This is a genomic window from Streptomyces sp. NPDC047315 (genome assembly GCF_040643215.1).
GTDB lineage: Bacteria > Actinomycetota > Actinomycetes > Streptomycetales > Streptomycetaceae > Streptomyces.
The window spans coordinates 85,805-102,638 of record NZ_JBEYTZ010000009.1 but is presented as its reverse complement, the minus strand read 5'-3'; the positions used below and the strand labels follow the sequence as shown (position 1 = coordinate 102,638).

Here is a 16,834-nt window from a genome sequence, read left to right as displayed (position 1 = left end):
TACAGACCACTGCGCCCGCCCACTACCCACCGGCGACGGAATGCCGACAGTGGCGGAAAACCGATGCTTCCGCCCGTCTTCCCGATTGGTCCAGACCAGGTACTTTGAGCGTTCGATCGTCATGAGCACGGCCACGCACCCCTACCGCAGGGAGAGCCATGTTCACGAGAACCCACCCCCACGAACCCCCCCACCCGAAACCCCGCAGATCCGCGCACCGCACCGCACTCCGGACCGCGCACCGCAGCGCGCGCAAGCTCCGCAACCGCATCGCCGCGGCGCTCGCCGCCCTCGTCCTCCCCCTCGCCACCCTGACCGGCCTCGCCGCCTCCCCCGCGCAGGCCGCCGGCACCCTCACCGCCACCTTCTCCACCGAGAACAACGGCTCCTGGTGGCGCGGCATCTACACCATCCACAACAGCGGCACCACCGCCGTCAACGGCTGGACGCTGGAGTTCGACCTCCCCGCCGGCGTCACCGTCACCGGCCATTACCACGGCGACGCCACCGTCAACGGCCGCCGCGTCACCGTGAAGAACGCCCACTACAACGGCGCGATCCCGGCCGGCGGCACCAGCAACCCCTGGAGCTACTGGTTCATCGGCAACGGCCCCGTGGGCACCCCCACCGCCTGCACCGTCAACGGCGACAAGTGCGACGGCACCCCGGACAAGCCGCCGACCGCGCCGAGCGCCCCGCGCGCCACCGCCGTCACCGCCCGCACCGCCGCCCTCGCCTGGGACGCGGCGTCCCCCGGTGACTACCCCGTCGCCTCGTACGACGTGCTCAACGGGACCACCGTGGTGGGGAGTTCCACCGGAACCGCCACCGAAGCCACCGTCACGGGGCTGACCCCGGCGACCGCGTACTCCTTCACCGTCCGTGCCAAGGACACCCGCGGCAACCTCGGCCCGCCGGGTCCGGCGCTGGCGCTGCGCACCGTCGACCCGGCGAGCGACCCGACCCCGCCGACCGCCCCGGGCAACCTGCGCACCACCGCGAAGACCGCCTCCTCGGTGAGCCTCGCCTGGAACGCCTCCACCGACAACGTCGCCGTCGCCGCGTACGACGTCTTCCGCGGCGCCGCCCTGGTCAAGACGGTCACCACCACCGCGGCCACCGTCACCGGGCTCTCCCCGGCGACCGCGTACACCTTCACGGTCAAGGCGCGCGACACCGCCGACAACTCCTCGGCCGCGTCGGGCGCCCTCGCCGTCACCACGGACGACGTCGCCGGCCCCGGGAACCACCTCAAGGTCGGCTACTTCATCCAGTGGGGCCTGTACGGGCGGCAGTACTTCGTCAAGAACCTCGACACCTCCGGCGCAGCCGCGAAGCTGGACGTCGTCAACTACGCCTTCGAGAACATCGACCCGGTCAACCTGACCTGCCAGGCCGGCGTCACCAAGGGCGTCTCCGGCAATCCGCAGGACCCGGACGAGGGCACCGGCGCGGGCGACGCGGACGCCGACTACGCCCGGCCGTTCTCCGCCGCCCAGTCCGTGGACGGCGTCGCGGACGACGGCTGGGGCAAGCTGCGCGGCAACTTCAACCAGATCAAGAAGCTCAAGGCCAAGCACCCGCACCTGAAGTTCGTGGTCTCGCTCGGCGGTTGGACGTTCTCCAAGTTCTTCTCGGACGCCGCCGCCACCCCCGCGTCGCGCGAGAAGTTCGTCCGCTCCTGCGTGGACGTCTGGATCAAGGGCAACCTGCCCGTCTACAACGGCGCGGGCGGACCCGGCACCGGCGCCGGCGTCTTCGACGGCATCGACATCGACTGGGAGTGGCCGGGCGCCGAGGGCCACCCCGGCAACCACTGGAAGGCCGCCGACAAGGACAACCTCACCGCCCTGCTGGCCGAGTTCCGCAAGCAGCTCGACGCGCTCGGCGGCGAGCACCGGCTGCTGACCGCCTTCACCCCCGCCGACCCGGCGAAGATCACGGCCGGCTGGGACATCTCCAAGATCTTCGACTACCTCGACTTCGCCAACGTCCAGGGCTACGACTTCCACGGCTCCGGCAGCGACAACTCGTGGGAGCCGCTGCGCACCGGCCACCAGGCCAATCTGCACCGGGACGCCCAGGACCCGTACCCCTTCGACTTCAGCGTCGAAAAGGCCGTGCAGACCTACCTCGACGCCGGCGTCAACCCGCGAAAGCTCACGGTCGGCTTCCCCTTCTACGGCCGGGGCTGGAAGGACGTCGCCGCGGGCGGCGCCGGGGTGAACGGCGAATGGCAGACGGCGAACGGCGCGGCCCCCGGACAGTTCCCCGAGGAGGCGGGGATCAGGGGCTATCACAACATGATGACCAGCTACCCGAACATGACCGTCCACCACGACCAGCAGTCGATTTCGACGTACGGTTACACCGGCCCGGGCGGGCAGTGGTGGAGCTTCGACGACACCTGGTCCATCGGCAAGAAGACCGAGTGGATCAAGTCCAAGGGGCTGCTCGGCGCCATGGTCTGGGAGATGTCCGGTGACACCCCGACCGGGACGCTGATGAACGCCCTGCACGCAGGGCTGCCCTGAGCCGCCGAGGCGGCGGGTGAGCCCGGCCCGTGAACGCGGTGGTCGTGCGTCCGTGCGGGACGCACGGCCACCGTCCCCTTCCCCGCGGACGGCCACCGTCCGCCCTTCCCTCCGCATGGCCGGCATGGCCCGCATGACACTGTCCCCCCGCTCTTCCACCCAGACGGCCGGCTTACAGCGCCGCCCCGTCCGCGCTATCAACGCACCATGACCGTGCACAGCCGCGTCCGGACAAGCCGTACGAAACGGCCACGGCCGCCCCGCGCCCCGTGCCTGTCTGACTCGCCCCCTCCCGCACTAGTGCGTCCGGGTTTTTCTTATCGGCCGAACGGGTGAATTGTGTGCTCGCTCTGTTTACCGCCGTGACCTCCTGGCCGGTTTGGCGGATACACCCCGCGAGCACAGCGTTCCGACTCCTACGACCCGATCCCACGCAGGCGGAGGCGACATTGACCAGGACCACGCACGCCCGGCTCATACTGACCGCACTCGGCGCGACGGCGCTCGCCGCCACGTTCCCCACCGGCACCGCCGCCGCCGACGAGACCCGCAACGGCCACCAGCTCACGCTGATCTCGATCGGCCAGATCGACGACCCGGCGGAAGACGTCCTGGAACACGCCGTGATCCTCAAGAACGCTCCGATCCTCTCCCCGACGCACCACCACCATCACCCCGGCGCCGCCGCCGAACCGGCCGCCGAGGGCCCGGCCGCGGAGCCCGTGGAGAGTCCGGCCGCGGAGGCTCCGGAGGCCGCGGAGCCCGCAGAAGCCGCGGAGGCCGCGGAGGCTCCGGCCGCCGAGCAGCCCGCCGGGCAGTGATCTGAGCGCGGGCGCGGACCACGCGCCCCGTATACCCACCGGGGTCCCCGCTGTACACGGCGGTGGGGGCCCCGGTGTCCTGTGCCCGTCCTGTCCCATCCCGTCCTCCTCCCGTGCCTTTCCCGTCCCCTGCTCTTCCCGTCCCCTGCTCTTCCCGTCCCGTGCCTGGCAGTCCCGCACCTGCCGGTCCTGCTTCCGTTCCGTACCTTCCCGGCCCCGGTCCGCGTACGCCGGCGTGGCGAGTACTCGCCGCCCGGACGCGGATCGCTGGCGTGCCGCCCCCGCCCGGGTGACCATCGGAACATGAGTCCCACGATCCACCTCGCCCAGCAGCCCGATGCGGACGCGCTGCTGGGCCGCAGCCCGCTCGCCGCGCTCGTCGGCATGCTGCTCGACCAGCAGGTCCCGATGGAGTGGGCGTTCTCCGGCCCGTACACCATCGCCAGCCGCATGGGCCGCGACGACCTGGACGCAGCCGAGATCGCGGCGTACGACCCCGACGCCTTCGCCGACCTGCTGAAGGAGAAGCCGGCTGTCCACCGCTACCCGGGCAGTATGGCCAAGCGGGTGCAGACCCTCTGCCAGTACCTCGTCGACACCTACGACGGCGACGCGACCGCCGTCTGGCGCGACGTCCCCGACGGGGGCGAGCTGCTGGCCCGGCTGAAGGCGCTGCCGGGGTTCGGCGAGCAGAAGGCGCGGATCTTCCTGGCCCTGCTCGGCAAGCAGTTCGACGTACGGCCCGCGGGGTGGCGGGAGGCGGCCGGCGCGTACGGCGAGGCGGGGTCGTACCGGTCGGCGGCCGACATCACGGGTCCGGAGTCCCTGGCCAAGGTCCGCTCCCACAAGCAGGAGATGAAGCGTGCGGCCCGGGCGAAGAAGGCGCCCTGATAAGTCCCGGTCCGTCAGTTTCCGTACAGGGCGGGCCCGTCGGGGCATCACGCGGCGTCGGAGGTTGCCGAAGACGTGAGTTGGGGCACAAGCGTTCCCAGAAGAGGCCGGCCCCCGCTAGCTTCCGGTTTCGACATGTTCATTACGTGACGTCCACGACGGAAGGAATCAGGTGAAGGCAACTCGTCACAGAGCCGTGGCAGCGCTGGCCGCCGCCGCACTCGCGACACCGCTGCTGCTGGCCTCCGCTTCCCCCGCTTCGGCCGACCGCCACTCACCGGCGGAGCGCGACGGGCGCAGCGCCGCCAAGCTCGCGGCGAAGCTGGTCAAGAAGTCCTCCGCGGACGACGCCCACGAACACCTGGAGAAGTTCCAGCAGATAGCCGACTCCACCGGCAACCGCGCCGCCGGCACCCTCGGGTACGACGCCTCCGCCGGGTACGTGTACCAGCAGTTGAAGAAGTACGGCTACGACGTCTCGTACCAGCCGTTCCAGTTCCCGTACATCGAGACCCGGGCCGAGAAGCTGGCCGTCGTCTCGCCCTCGCCGCGCTCCGTGCAGGTCACCGCGATGGACTACACCAAGTCCACCCCGGTCGGCGGCATCACCGCCGACCTCGCGGCCGTCCCCGTGGACGACACCACCGGCTGCGAGCCCGCCGACTACGCGGCCGGCGCCTTCACCGGGAAGATCGCCCTGATCAAGCGCGGCGGCTGCACCTTCGCGCAGAAGCAGGCCACCGCGGCGGACGCGGGCGCGGTCGCCGCGCTCGTCTACAACAACGCCGAAGGCTCGATGGGCGGCACCCTCGGCGACCCGGCCGGCGTGAAGATCCCCACCGGCGGGCTGATCCAGGCCGAGGGCGAGAAGTTCGCCGGCGAGCTGGCGAACGGCCCGGTCCGGATCACCCTGGAGCTGCGGCAGCTCCAGGAGACCCGCACCACCCGGAACGTGATCGCGGAGACCAAGCACGGCAACGCCGCGAACACGATCGTGCTCGGCGCCCACCTCGACAGCGTCTCCGAAGGCGCCGGCATCAACGACAACGGCTCCGGCTCGGCCGGTCTGCTGGAGGTCGCCGAGGAGCTGGCCAAGGCCGAGAAGCGGCCCACGAACAAGATCCGCTTCGCCTGGTGGTCCGCCGAGGAGAACGACCTGCTCGGCTCGAAGGCGTACGTCGCCGGCCTGAGCTCCCTCGGCAAGAAGGAGATCAAGGCGTACCTGAACTTCGACATGATCGCCTCGCCGAACTACGGCATCTTCATCTACGACGGCGACGACTCGGACGGCGTCGGCGCCGGCCCCGGCCCCCAGGGCTCGGCGCAGATCGAGCGCGACATGCAGAAGTTCCTGGACGGGCGGGGCACCCCGCACGAGGGCTCGGACTTCACCGGCCGCTCGGACTACGGCCCGTTCATCGCGGCCGGCATCCCCTCCGGCGGCCTCTTCACCGGCGCGGAGGTCAAGAAGACCCCGGCGCAGGCCGCGAAGTTCGGCGGCACGGCCGGGATCTCGTACGACCCGAACTACCACAGCGCGGGCGACGACCTGAACAACGTCAGCATGAAGGCGTTCGGGATCAACATCGGCATCATCGCCAACGCGGTCGGCACCTACGCCCACGACATCAGCTCGCTGAGCAAGCCGGTCGCCCCGGCCGCGAGCACCGGCGAGGGCACCACCAACGGCGGCCACTCCGCGGTGACGGAGTAACAGCAGCGGCGACCGCCCGGCGGGGGCGCGGGGCACAAGACCTAGCGCTTCCGCCGGGCGGTTCCGAACAGGGAGCGGGTGATCTCCCGTCCCATCTGCGTGCCGACCGACCGCGCCAGCGACTTGAAGGCGCTGCTCCCCATCACCTGGGAGACCAGGGACTCCTGCTCCTTCGGGGTGGGCGCCTTCGCCTCCGCGGGAGCCGGAGCCGGAGCTGGAGCTGGGGCCGGCGCCTGAGCCCGAGTCTGGGCCGGCGCCGGTGCCGTTCGCGCCGCGAGCTTCTCGTACGCCGACTCCCGGTCCTCCTCCTGCGCGTACTGCCCGTACAGCGGCGAAGCCCGCACCGCCGCGTCCAGCGCCGCCGCGTCGACCGGCCCCATCAGCGACTGCGGCGCCCGCAGCCGGGTCGCCGCGACCGGCGTCGGCGCGCCCGACTCGCTGAGCACGGTCACCACCGCCTCGCCCGTACCGAGCCCGGTGAGGACCTCCTCCAGGTCGTACGGCGAGTTCGGAAAGGTCCGCACGGTCGCCTTCAGCGCCTTGGCGTCCTCCGGGGTGAAGGCGCGCAGCGCGTGCTGCACCCGGTTCCCCAACTGCCCCAGCACGTCCGACGGCACGTCCTTCGGCGTCTGCGTGACGAAGAAGACCCCGACGCCCTTCGACCTGATCAGCCGCACGGTCTGGGTGATCGCCGCCAGGAACGCCTTCGTCGCACCGTTGAACAGCAGGTGCGCCTCGTCGAGGAAGAACACCAGCTTCGGCCGCTCCACGTCGCCGACCTCCGGCAGGTCGTGGAAGAGGTCTGCCAGCAGCCACATCAAGAAGGTGGAGAAGAGCTGCGGCTTGTCCTGCACGGCGGCGAGCTCCAGCACCGACACCACGCCCCGCCCGTCGTCGGCCGTGCGCAGCAGCTCCCGGGTGTCGAACTCGGGCCGGCCGAAGAAGCTGCCGGCGCCCTGCTGTTCGAAGGCGGTGAGGGAGCGCAGGATGACGCCGGCCGTCGCCGCCGAAAGACCGCCGACGGTCCTCAGCTCCGCCCGGCCCTCGTCGGACACCAGGAAGGCGACCACCGCCCGCAGGTCCTTGAGGTCGTCCAGCTCCAGGCCCTTGGCGTCCGCGTAGTGGAAGATCAGCCCGAGTGACTGCTCCTGGGTCTGGTTGAGCTGGAGCACCTTGGCCAGCAGCACCGGGCCGAAGCTGGTGACGGTCGCCCGGACGGGGACGCCGGGGCCGATGCCGCCGAGCCCGTAGAACTCGACGGGGAAGCCGCGCGCCGTCCACTCCTGGCCCACCTCGGCGGCGCGTTGGCGCACCCGGTCGCCGGGCTGGCCGGGCGCGGCGATCCCGGACACGTCGCCCTTCACGTCCGCGAGGAAGACGGGGACGCCGGCGGTCGAGAGCTGCTCGGCGAGGAGCTGAAGCGTCTTCGTCTTGCCCGTGCCGGTGGCGCCGGCGACCAGCCCGTGGCGGTTGAGCATCGCCAACGGGACGCGGATCGGGGCGTCGGCGAAGCAGCGGCCGTCCCACAGCAGCGCGCCGAGGTCCAAGGCGGCGGGCGGGGCGGCGGACGTGCCCGCGGCGGACGGGGCGTATCCCGCGGCGATGGTCCGGGCCGGCTCCGGGAGTTCCCCGTCGCCGCCGGCGCTGCTCGTGCTCTCGGCCATACGGTCCCCAGCTCTCCCGGTCGTCCCGCTGATCGACGGCCCTCGACGGCTCTCGACTGCTCCAGGAGACTCCCGGAGGCTTCCGGAGTGCTTCCGGATGGCCCGTCGCCCACTGATCGAAATCTGCTTTGTCAGGCTTCGCCCAGGATCGCACCGGCCCGCCATGGCTGCGCCCGGAGGGGCTTGACCGGTAGGCTTTCCGTGTGATCTTCAAGCGCATCGGAAACGGCCGGCCTTACCCCGACCATGGCCGGGAATCCACCCGGCAGTGGGCGGACGTCGCACCGCGCCCGGTCCGCCTCGATCAGCTCGTGACCACCAAGGGGCAGCTCGACCTGGAGACGCTCCTCGCGGAGGACTCGACGTTCTACGGCGACCTCTTCGCGCACGTCGTGAAGTGGCAGGGCGACCTCTACCTGGAGGACGGACTGCACCGCGCGGTGCGCGCCGCCCTCCAGCAGCGCCAGGTGCTCCACGCCCGCGTGCTCGAACTGGGCTGACGCCCGCCGAGCCGTTGCCCCGCCGAGCCGGCTTCCCGGCTGATCGGCGGCGCCCCACTGATCCTTTCGGGCTCATTCCAGGGCCGTACGGGGGGCACGCGTTGATCATCTTGTAGGCACGGCGGGCCGGTCGCACTACGCTGCGCCCATGAGCATGCTGACTCCTCCCGGGATGGGGGGAAAGTACCGCGTCACGGGCGACAAATACCCCCGGATGCGCCGCCCCCGCAACCGCCGCAGGATCGTCACGGCGGCCGTCGCCGGCGTGGTGGCCCTCGGCCTGGCCGGATGGGGAACGGTCCAGCTCATCGACGCCTTCACCGGCGGCTCCGACAAGGAGACCACCGCGTCACGCAAGGCCGGCTGCCAGCCGGCGAAGAACAGCGCGTCCCCGTCCCCGCCGGCCGCGCCGGTGACCCTCAAGCCGGCCCAGGTGACGGTGAACGTCTACAACGCGACCCCGCGCGGCGGGCTCGCCAAGGCCGCGGCCGACGAGCTCAAGGCCCGCGGCTTCACCATCGGCAAGGTCGGCAACGCGACGGCGGAGTACGACAAGAAGGTGCCGGGGCCCGCGGTCCTGCTGGGCGCGCCCGGGGCGACGAAGGGGCCGTTCTCCGTACTGTCCACGCAGCTGTCCGGCGCGGCGACGAAGACGGACGCGCGGACGACCGGGGACGTCGACCTGATCCTCGGCACGTCCTTCACGGCGCTCGCCCCGAAGCCGACGGCGGATCAGGCGCTGGTGGCCCTGGCGAAGCCGGCCCCCAAGCCCAAGACCACCTGCTGAGCCGCCCGGGCCCGGCCGCGGGGCCGGGCCGTAAGGACAGGTCGTAGAGACGTGTTGTAGGGACAGGTCCTCAGGACGGGACGCTAAGGAACGGGCCCTAGTCCGCGGTGCCGTACATGCGGTCGCCCGCGTCGCCGAGCCCCGGCACGATGTAGCCGTGCTCGTTCAGCCGCTCGTCGACGGCCGCGGTGACGACCGTCACGGGAGTGCCCTCCAGCTCGCGCTCCATGAGCTCGACGCCCTCGGGCGCCGCGAGGAGCACCACCGCGGTCACGTCGTCGGCGCCGCGCGCGATCAGCTCGCGGATCCCCGCGACGAGCGTGCCGCCGGTCGCGAGCATCGGGTCGAGCACGTACACCTGCCGCCCGGACAGGTCCTCCGGCATCCGCGTGGCGTACGTGGACGCCTCCAGAGTCTCCTCGTTGCGGATCATCCCGAGGAAGCCGACCTCGGCCGTCGGCAGCAGCCGGACCATGCCGTCCAGCATGCCGAGCCCCGCCCGCAGGATCGGCACGACCAGGGGGCGCGGGTGCGACAGCTTCACCCCGGTGGTCCTGGTCACCGGCGTGTCGATGTCGACCTGCTCGGTGCGCACGTCCCGGGTCGCCTCGTAGGCGAGCAGGGTGACCAGCTCGTCGGCGAGCCGCCGGAAGGTCGGGGAGTCGGTGCGCCTGTCGCGCAACGTAGTGAGCTTGTGCGCCACCAGGGGGTGGTCGACAACGTGGATCCGCATGCCGTCCACAGTAGCCCGGCTCGCATCAAGCGAGGTGAGCGAGGGAAGGTGGAGGCTTACGTAGAGCCGTGGGGTGGTGAGGCACGTGCCGGAGCCCGAGGACGTCGAGCACGCGCGGACGGAGCGCGAGGAGGCGCGCGAGGAGCAGGAGGAGCCGCGGAACGAGCGGGGCGAGCGGGACGATCGCAGCGAGCGGGACGGGCGGGACGATCGAAGCGATCGTGATGGGCGGGACGGGCGGGACGAGTCCGAAGAGGACGCCGAACGCCGCCGGCGCCGCGCCGCCTTCCTGCGCGAGCTGAACGAGGCGAAGGCGCTGCGGGACCGCGTCCAGCCCCGGCGCGCCAGGGCCGCCAGGATGCGCCAGCAGATGCGCATGCGCACCTTCCGCTGGTAACTCCGATGGAGCGCGCAAAACAACTGGTGGCCGACGCAACGACGGAAGACCTCTCGCAAAGCTCCGGTTTCTGCCACGATTCCGATTGGGCGGGGCACTCATGCCGCGCCGCCCGGTCGTCACACCTCTGATCAGTGGGAGAGTCACGGTGTACTTCGCCGCACTGCTCGCGCGCACTCAAGACGGGTGGGAAGCGAGCGACACAGAGCTCGACGATGTTGAGACCCTTTCGGACCTGGCCGACCTGGCCCGGGACGCCTCGATCGACGAGGACACGGTGATCCTCTTCATCGAGCAGGAGGGCGCCTGGTTCGCCCTCGTCCGGGTGGAGGGCGAGGACGACCCCCGGGTCTTCGTCTCCAACGCGGCCTCGGCCGCGCGCTCCTCGTACGGGGAGATCCTGACCAACGAGCTGCTCGGCGGGGACGATGACGACCCGGCCGGGGACCTCGACGCCCTCGACCTCGACGGCACCGAAGACGGTGAGCCGGACCCGGAAGACGACGACGCCCCGCCCGGCACCGACGGCGCCGTCCCCGCGGGACCGGCCGGCGACGGCGACGTCCTCGCCGACTTCGGCCTGTCCCAGACCGACCTGCTGACCCTGGACACCGACGTCCTGGGCGAGATCGCCGAAGCGCTGGGCGCGGGCGAAGTCCTGGAGGCCGTGCGCTAGTGACGGAGGTGGCACCGGCGCCCGGGGGGCGCGACCCCGTGCGGGACCCCTGGGTTCCGCCGATGCGCACCGCGCTCGCCGAGGCGGTGCGCGCCGCGCGCTCGGGTGACGTACCGGTCGGCGCCGTCGTACTCGACGGCGCCGGCGCCGTGCTCGCCAGCGCCCACAACGAACGCGAGCTCACCGGCGACCCCACCGCCCACGCCGAGGTCCTCGCGATCCGCCGCGCCGCGGAACGGCTGGCGGGCTGGCGACTGACCGACTGCACCCTGGTCGTCACCCTGGAGCCGTGCACCATGTGCGCGGGCGCGATCACCCAGTCACGGGTGGACCGGGTGGTCTACGGTGCGCGCGACGAGAAGGCCGGCGCCGTCGGCTCGCTGTGGGACGTCGTCCGCGACCGCCGGCTGAACCACCGCCCCGAGGTGATCGAGGGCGTCCTCGCCGACGAGTGCGCGGCGGCGCTCACGTCCTTCTTCCGCACCCGCTGACCGCCACCGCCCCGACCGCCGACCCGACCGCCGACCCCGCCGCGCGGGCGCCGGTGCGGCCGGCGCTGCGAGTGGCGCTGCGGGCGGTGCGAATACGGATTTCAGACCTCGGCCCACCTTGGGCTAAGCTCTCTCCCGGTAGCGTGTCCGAGCGGCCGAAGGAGCTCGCCTCGAAAGCGAGTGTGGCGCAAGTCACCGAGGGTTCAAATCCCTCCGCTACCGCTCTTGTACGAAGGGCCCGGTTCACAGAACCGGGCCCTTCGTTTTGTGCCGTGCCGCAGGTCAGGGAGAGGTGACGGGGCGGGCTTCGAGGTCGGGGGAAGCGGCTACGGGGGGACGGCCGCTTCCCCCGTGGCGCGGCCGGCCACAGGCCCGTGCCGCGTCGGGGGAAGCGCGCGGCACGCGGCCCTGCAGTGGGGGCCGGTCGCCGGGCCGCGGGATTCCTGCCAGATCCGCGCGGTCCGGTGCCCATACTGCTCCTCGCGCGGGCGGAAACCGATCGGCAAAGGGCCTCGATGGTCGGGCCCTTGGTCCATAAACGCTCGGTTAGACTTCCGCGATCGCTCACGGGGAACGTCGAGAGGCAAGGGGCTATGGCACAGGCGAAGAAGGTCGTGCTCTGGATGCTCGTCGTTTTCGTGCTGTACACGATCATCAAGACCCCGGAAAGAGCAGCGGACCTGGTCCAGATAGGCTTCCAGGGCATATCGGACGCGGCCGACAGCATCGGCGAGTTCATGACCGAGCTGATCAGCTAGGAACCGGCGAGGAACCAGCTGGGAGCCAGCGAGGAACCAGCTGGAAATCAGCCGGGAAGACGCGGCCAGGACGCCAGGGCGTGTCCGTGAAGTCCCGTCCGGTCGGCCGAGCGGCCGGCCACGCATCGGAGGAGCGCCCCATGATCCGCCACCTGGTCCTGTTCAAGCTGAACGAAGGCGTCGAGCGGGACGAGCCGCGCGTCGTCGCCGGGGTCGAGGCATTCCGGGCGCTGGAGGGGCAGGTGCCCGAGCTGGTGCAGTGGGAGTGCGCCTGGAACATCTCGGACCGGCCCATCGCGTACGACTTCGCCATCAACTCCGCCGTCGCCGACCGCGATGCGCTGAAGCGCTATCTGGAGCACCCGGCCCACCAGGCAGCCGCGGGCCAGTGGCGGGCGTTCGCCACGTGGGTGATCGCCGACTACGAGATCTGAGGGAGATCCGAGCGGGACGCGAGAAGGATCCGGGCGGGATCCTGCCGGGATCCCGGCGCCGTTCAGCAGCACGTTCGATCTCGTTCGAGCCCGTTCGACGGCCCCTTGCCCCAGAGGCAAGGGGCTTTTTGAGGTTTGAGGCCCAACTTGCCCTCAACACGGTGTTATCTGGTGCTTGCACACAGTGGACATGTCTTGTGATGCTATGACCGCTTTTGACGGATGAGTTGACCGTAGTTGACCGCAAAGGGGTGGCGTCATCGTGCCGGCCAGTACCGCGCCTCATCAGGCGCCGCCTCAGAACGAGCGCCCGGCCGTGCCACCGTCCGCCCCGGCGGACCGGTCGGCGGACGGGCCCGCGGACGCGTCCGCTGAAGAATCCGAGAACGAGGGGGGCGCACCCGTCCGCCCCCAGAGCCGGGGCGCCGACACCCGCGCGCTCACCCAGGTGCTCTTCGGCGAGCTCAAGGGGCTCGTGCCCGGCACCCCGGAGCACTCGCGCGTCCGGGCCGCGCTGATCGAGGCGAACCTGCCGCTCGTGCGGTACGCGGCGGCCCGGTTCCGCAGTCGCAACGAGCCGATGGAGGACGTCGTCCAGGTCGGCACCATCGGGCTGATCAACGCGATCGACCGGTTCGACCCCGACCGCGGTGTGCAGTTCCCCACCTTCGCGATGCCGACGGTCGTCGGGGAGATCAAACGATACTTCCGGGACAACGTGCGCACCGTGCACGTCCCGCGCCGGCTGCACGAGCTCTGGGTCCAGGTGAACGGCGCCACGGAGGACCTGACGACGGCTCACGGCCGTACCCCCACCACCGCCGAGATCGCCGAGCGGCTGAAGATCGGCGAGGACGAGGTGCTCGCCTGCATCGAGGCGGGCCGCTCCTACCACGCGACCTCGCTGGAGGCGGCGCAGGAGGGCGACGGGCTGCCCGGGCTGCTCGACCGGCTCGGGTACGAGGACCCCGCGCTCGCCGGCGTCGAACACCGGGACCTCGTACGGCACCTGCTCGTCCAGCTCCCGGAGCGCGAGCAGCGGATCCTGATGCTGCGTTACTACAGCAATCTGACGCAGTCGCAGATCAGTCAGGAGCTCGGCGTCTCGCAGATGCACGTGTCAAGGCTCCTCGCCCGAAGCTTCGCACGATTGCGATCCGCAAACAGGATCGAAGCGTAGTCGGAACGGGTAGAGACCTTTCGGAGGCCCTACCGCGGGACGTCGCACGCGTACCTGCTGCTTCCTGCATCGTTTCCTTCATCACTTGTCGACATGTCACTTCAGCGCGTTGCCGACATGTGACATTCTGCGGATGACGCGTTTGCGGCAGGCCCTGTGCCGGTATCTCAGGGGCAGGCTGCGTTCCTCCGTTGGTCGCGGCCACCGCGACCGACCGCGACCTCAAGGGGGTGGCATGTCCGTAGAACAGGGCAGCTCGAAGGTGCTCACGCTCACGCCCGCGCCCGTGCTCTCGCCCACGTCAGAGCAGTTGTCACCGATGTCGGAGACGGGCGGGACGCTGCCGAAGCCGTCGGATTCGCTGTCCGCGGCCGACTCCCCGCCCGAGCCGAGCGCCGACGCGGGCGACGGCGGCGGGGCCATCGACACCCGTACGCTCTCCCGCTCGCTCTTCCTGCGGCTGCGCGCGCTGGACAACCAGCAGGCCGGTGACAGCCCGGAGCGCACGTACGTCCGCGACACCCTGATCGAGCTCAATCTGCCCCTCGTGCGGTACGCGGCGGCCCGGTTCCGCAGCCGGAACGAGCCGATGGAGGACATCGTCCAGGTCGGCACGATCGGGCTCATCAAGGCCATCGACCGTTTCGACTGCGAACGCGGCGTGGAGTTCCCCACGTTCGCGATGCCGACGGTCGTCGGGGAGATCAAGCGCTTCTTCCGCGACACCTCGTGGTCGGTGCGGGTGCCGCGCCGCCTGCAGGAGCTGCGTCTCGCGCTGACCAAGGCGAGCGACGAGCTCTCCCAGCGCCTCGACCGCTCGCCGACCGTTCCCGAACTGGCCGCCGTGCTCGGGGTGTCGGAGGAGGAGGTCGTCGACGGCCTCGCGGTGGGGAACGCGTACACCGCCTCCTCGCTCGACTCCCCGTCCCCGGAGGACGAGGGCGGCGAGGGCTCGCTCGCGGACCGCCTCGGCTACGAGGACTCGGCGCTCGAAGGCGTGGAGTACCGCGAGTCGTTGAAGCCGCTGCTGGCCAAACTGCCGCCCCGTGAGCGGCAGATCATCATGCTCCGCTTCTTCGCGAACATGACGCAGTCGCAGATCGGCGAGGAGGTCGGCATCTCGCAGATGCACGTCTCCCGGCTGTTGACGCGCACGCTCGCGCAGTTGCGCCAGGGCCTGACCGCGGACTGACGCCCGCCGAAGCGACGGACCGACGCCCGCTCTGCGCCGACCGGGCGGTACGGTCAGATCGGCTCGACGTGAGCGGCCGACACCGCCGGTGCGACGGGCACTTCCGCCGTCCGCGCCGCGGACCTTCGCCGACGGCTTCCTTATTGACGCAGCGTCAGACAGACTGGCGCGATGCGACGACGACGTCAGAGGGCAGTCCTCGCGGCGGCGGCGCTCTGCCTCGGTGGAGCGCTCACCGCATGCGGCGGGAGCGGTGACGACGACGGATACGCGGCGGTGGGTGCGGGGACCGAAGGGTCCCCCGAAGGCGCGGTCCCGCCGAAGGGCGAGATCAGGCTGATCCCGCTGGAGCCCGGAAGTTCGTCCGCCGCACCCTCTACGGGGCCGGGGTCCGGCTCCGTAACCCCGCCGTCCACCGGCTCGGGCTCGACGTCCGCGCCGTCGAACGGCGGATCCGGTACGTCCTCTTCCGGTACGGCTCCCGGTGTCCCTGGTGCATCCGGCGTCCCCGGTACGTCATCGGGCGCACCCGGTACGAACGGCGGCTCGGGCAGCGCACCCGGCGGTCGGCCCACCCCGGAGCAGCCCGGCGCACGCCCGCCCTCGACCGCCCCCGCTCCCGCGCCGTCGCGCCCCCCGGCCGCCCCCGCCGTGCTGGCGGTCGGCGACCCGGTCCGCAAGAAGCTGGACAAGAGGTGGTGCGAAGAGGTCACCGTCGAGTTCCGCAACTCCGGTGGCACGGCGGTCGCGTCGGGCACGGCCACCTTCGAGACGCACGTCATCGGGGCCCTCGGCGTCGACTGGGCCACCATCGCGACCAGCCAGCCGCTGCCCGCGCCGATCGCGGCCAGGGCGAAGCGCTCGCAGGCGTACACCGTGTGCGTGGACGCCTGGCGCGTACCGCTGGGGATGCGCATCGAGACCCAGGACGTCACGGCCGTCTGGAAGTAGCGAGCTTCCCGAGTCGGCCCGCCGGCCCCCGTGGGCTCAGCCCAGGGCGAGCCAGACGACCGCGCCGAGGGCGACGACCGCCGCGACGACCCCGAGGACCAGCCCGACGCGCGGGCCGGACTGCGGCTCGGCGGCCCGCCGACGCCCCTGGGGCGCGCCGCCCTCGTCGACGAACGCACGGAACATCTGCGTGCTGCCCGCGGGGTCGTGACCGCCGTCGTGGCCCTGGCCGTGGGGACTCTGGGGATTGTGTGCCATAGCGCACGACCCTAGTCAACGAGCCCCGGTCGCCCAACCCCCGACCGCGCCGGACCGTGCCCGCCCGCGACGAAGGCTTTGGGGTTCCTTTACTCCCGCAAGCACCATTTCATTTGCCTAGAGCAACCAAATAAATCTATGGTTGCTCTAAGCAACAACATCGAGGGGGAGGATCCCGGGTCATGGCCGCTCAGGCGCTGTACGCGGAACTGGCCCGTCAGCTCAACGCGATCGGCATCCTGCGCCGCGGTCTGCTGCGCGCGCTGCCCGTCGACTGTCCCTCCGGCCCCGCGGCCACCCTCTCCCTGCTGCACCGGCACGGTGAGATGCGGATGGGGCGCCTGTGCGAGCTGCTGGCCATCGACATGTCGGTGACCAGCAGACACGTCGCCCACGCCGCCGAGCGCGGCTGGGTCGAGCGCGTCCCCGACCCCGCGGACCGGCGCTCCCGGATCCTGCGGCTCACCCCGGCGGGCGCGGTCAAGCTGACGGAGCTGCACGACCGCACGGCGGAGATGTTCTCGCACCGGCTCGACGGCTGGTCCGACGGCGAGGTCGAGCAGCTGATCGCGATGCTGACGCGGCTACGGGACTCCTTCGGCGCGGACTGCCGCGTTCCGTTGCTGGCGCATTCCGTGCCCGCTGTGTCCGCAGCCGTACCCGCCTCCGTATCTCCAGCACCTCCCGAACTCCCGCACGACCACGCGTGACGCACGACCATGCGTGACCACGCACGACCACGCACGAAAAAAGGGGCGCCACCGCACCGGACGTTCCCAGGACGACGTACGAGAAGGACTGACATGGCTTCGACCTCACGGGTCGGTACGGGGGGCGACGGCCGCCCCGTGCC

The 16,834-nt window shown here is 71.2% G+C and carries 18 protein-coding genes and 1 tRNA gene; 16 read left to right on the top strand and 3 right to left on the bottom strand.

The features are described from left to right. The first annotated feature begins 158 nt into the window (after window positions 1-158). From ABZ842_RS12695 to ABZ842_RS12680, 4 genes are all read left to right on the top strand, one after another. A complete protein-coding gene (locus tag ABZ842_RS12695) occupies window positions 159-2,534 on the top strand; it encodes a glycosyl hydrolase family 18 protein (protein ID WP_361536093.1) in 2,376 nt (791 codons plus the stop codon). A gap of 449 nt (window positions 2,535-2,983) precedes the next feature. Next, window positions 2,984-3,355: a hypothetical protein gene (locus tag ABZ842_RS12690; RefSeq protein WP_361536091.1), complete on the top strand. Its 372-nt coding sequence runs from the start codon at window positions 2,984-2,986 to the stop codon at window positions 3,353-3,355. A 303-nt stretch (window positions 3,356-3,658) separates the two neighbouring features. Continuing rightward, window positions 3,659-4,246, top strand: coding sequence for an HhH-GPD-type base excision DNA repair protein (locus tag ABZ842_RS12685; protein ID WP_361536089.1), 588 nt, complete (start codon window positions 3,659-3,661; stop codon window positions 4,244-4,246). A gap of 196 nt (window positions 4,247-4,442) precedes the next feature. Continuing rightward, window positions 4,443-5,960, top strand: coding sequence for a M28 family metallopeptidase (locus tag ABZ842_RS12680; protein ID WP_361536392.1), 1,518 nt, complete (start codon window positions 4,443-4,445; stop codon window positions 5,958-5,960). A gap of 41 nt (window positions 5,961-6,001) precedes the next feature. On the opposite strand, the gene ABZ842_RS12675 is transcribed toward ABZ842_RS12680, so the two are convergent. Next, on the bottom strand, window positions 6,002-7,624 hold the full coding sequence (locus ABZ842_RS12675; protein ID WP_361536087.1) for a helicase HerA-like domain-containing protein: 1,623 nt from the start codon (window positions 7,622-7,624) through the stop codon (window positions 6,002-6,004). 203 nt (window positions 7,625-7,827) lie between these two features. On the opposite strand from ABZ842_RS12675, the gene ABZ842_RS12670 reads away from it, so the two are divergent. Together ABZ842_RS12670 and ABZ842_RS12665 are read left to right on the top strand one after the other, a co-directional pair. Then, on the top strand, window positions 7,828-8,124 hold the full coding sequence (locus tag ABZ842_RS12670; RefSeq protein ID WP_003955420.1) for a type II toxin-antitoxin system VapB family antitoxin: 297 nt from the start codon (window positions 7,828-7,830) through the stop codon (window positions 8,122-8,124). Window positions 8,125-8,272: 148 nt separating this feature from the next. Next, complete coding sequence (locus ABZ842_RS12665; protein WP_361536085.1) at window positions 8,273-8,911, top strand: LytR C-terminal domain-containing protein; 639 nt, start codon at window positions 8,273-8,275, stop codon at window positions 8,909-8,911. A 97-nt stretch (window positions 8,912-9,008) separates the two neighbouring features. Here the strand turns inward: ABZ842_RS12665 and upp are convergent, their stop codons facing one another. Then, on the bottom strand, window positions 9,009-9,644 hold the full coding sequence (gene upp / locus ABZ842_RS12660; protein ID WP_361536083.1) for a uracil phosphoribosyltransferase: 636 nt from the start codon (window positions 9,642-9,644) through the stop codon (window positions 9,009-9,011). An 85-nt stretch (window positions 9,645-9,729) separates the two neighbouring features. Here upp and ABZ842_RS12655 point away from each other — a divergent pair, with 85 nt between their 5' ends. The 9 genes from ABZ842_RS12655 to ABZ842_RS12615 all read left to right on the top strand — a co-directional run bounded on the left by ABZ842_RS12655 (window position 9,730) and on the right by ABZ842_RS12615 (window position 15,723). After that, entirely contained in the window at window positions 9,730-10,041 is a 312-nt protein-coding gene (locus ABZ842_RS12655) for a hypothetical protein (RefSeq protein ID WP_361536081.1), read from the top strand. 148 nt (window positions 10,042-10,189) lie between these two features. After that, a complete protein-coding gene (locus ABZ842_RS12650; RefSeq protein ID WP_361536079.1) occupies window positions 10,190-10,717 on the top strand; it encodes a hypothetical protein in 528 nt (175 codons plus the stop codon). 62 nt (window positions 10,718-10,779) lie between these two features. After that, a complete protein-coding gene (gene tadA / locus ABZ842_RS12645; RefSeq protein ID WP_361536077.1) occupies window positions 10,780-11,208 on the top strand; it encodes a tRNA adenosine(34) deaminase TadA in 429 nt (142 codons plus the stop codon). Between the two features lie 137 nt (window positions 11,209-11,345). Next, a tRNA-Ser gene (locus tag ABZ842_RS12640) sits at window positions 11,346-11,430 on the top strand. Window positions 11,431-11,801: 371 nt separating this feature from the next. Next, window positions 11,802-11,966 (top strand): hypothetical protein, encoded by a 165-nt coding sequence (locus ABZ842_RS12635; RefSeq protein WP_361536075.1) that lies wholly within the window; start codon window positions 11,802-11,804, stop codon window positions 11,964-11,966. Window positions 11,967-12,106: 140 nt separating this feature from the next. Then, a complete protein-coding gene (locus ABZ842_RS12630) occupies window positions 12,107-12,400 on the top strand; it encodes a Dabb family protein (RefSeq protein ID WP_361536073.1) in 294 nt (97 codons plus the stop codon). 262 nt (window positions 12,401-12,662) lie between these two features. Continuing rightward, window positions 12,663-13,580: an RNA polymerase sigma factor SigF gene (locus ABZ842_RS12625; protein ID WP_361536071.1), complete on the top strand. Its 918-nt coding sequence runs from the start codon at window positions 12,663-12,665 to the stop codon at window positions 13,578-13,580. Window positions 13,581-13,815: 235 nt separating this feature from the next. Continuing rightward, a complete protein-coding gene (locus ABZ842_RS12620; protein WP_361536069.1) occupies window positions 13,816-14,772 on the top strand; it encodes an RNA polymerase sigma factor SigF in 957 nt (318 codons plus the stop codon). Between the two features lie 171 nt (window positions 14,773-14,943). Then, window positions 14,944-15,723 (top strand): hypothetical protein, encoded by a 780-nt coding sequence (locus ABZ842_RS12615; protein WP_361536067.1) that lies wholly within the window; start codon window positions 14,944-14,946, stop codon window positions 15,721-15,723. A 36-nt stretch (window positions 15,724-15,759) separates the two neighbouring features. Here the strand turns inward: ABZ842_RS12615 and ABZ842_RS12610 are convergent, their stop codons facing one another. Continuing rightward, window positions 15,760-15,981: a hypothetical protein gene (locus ABZ842_RS12610; protein ID WP_361536065.1), complete on the bottom strand. Its 222-nt coding sequence runs from the start codon at window positions 15,979-15,981 to the stop codon at window positions 15,760-15,762. Window positions 15,982-16,163: 182 nt separating this feature from the next. Here ABZ842_RS12610 and ABZ842_RS12605 point away from each other — a divergent pair, with 182 nt between their 5' ends. After that, window positions 16,164-16,691, top strand: a complete 528-nt coding sequence (locus ABZ842_RS12605) for a MarR family winged helix-turn-helix transcriptional regulator (RefSeq protein WP_361536063.1) — start codon at window positions 16,164-16,166, stop codon at window positions 16,689-16,691. Window positions 16,692-16,834: the final 143 nt, after the last annotated feature.

Coding starts and splice junctions, on each gene's coding strand:
- ABZ842_RS12695 (WP_361536093.1), top strand. CDS start 159: ATGTTCACGAGAACCCACCCCCACGAACCCCCCCACCCGAAACCCCGC.
- ABZ842_RS12615 (WP_361536067.1), top strand. CDS start 14,944: ATGCGACGACGACGTCAGAGGGCAGTCCTCGCGGCGGCGGCGCTCTGC.
- ABZ842_RS12675 (WP_361536087.1), bottom strand. CDS start 7,624: ATGGCCGAGAGCACGAGCAGCGCCGGCGGCGACGGGGAACTCCCGGAG.
- ABZ842_RS12620 (WP_361536069.1), top strand. CDS start 13,816: ATGTCCGTAGAACAGGGCAGCTCGAAGGTGCTCACGCTCACGCCCGCG.
- tadA (WP_361536077.1), top strand. CDS start 10,780: ATGCGCACCGCGCTCGCCGAGGCGGTGCGCGCCGCGCGCTCGGGTGAC.
- ABZ842_RS12610 (WP_361536065.1), bottom strand. CDS start 15,981: ATGGCACACAATCCCCAGAGTCCCCACGGCCAGGGCCACGACGGCGGT.
- ABZ842_RS12685 (WP_361536089.1), top strand. CDS start 3,659: ATGAGTCCCACGATCCACCTCGCCCAGCAGCCCGATGCGGACGCGCTG.
- ABZ842_RS12605 (WP_361536063.1), top strand. CDS start 16,164: ATGGCCGCTCAGGCGCTGTACGCGGAACTGGCCCGTCAGCTCAACGCG.
- ABZ842_RS12665 (WP_361536085.1), top strand. CDS start 8,273: ATGAGCATGCTGACTCCTCCCGGGATGGGGGGAAAGTACCGCGTCACG.
- upp (WP_361536083.1), bottom strand. CDS start 9,644: ATGCGGATCCACGTTGTCGACCACCCCCTGGTGGCGCACAAGCTCACT.
- ABZ842_RS12635 (WP_361536075.1), top strand. CDS start 11,802: ATGGCACAGGCGAAGAAGGTCGTGCTCTGGATGCTCGTCGTTTTCGTG.
- ABZ842_RS12630 (WP_361536073.1), top strand. CDS start 12,107: ATGATCCGCCACCTGGTCCTGTTCAAGCTGAACGAAGGCGTCGAGCGG.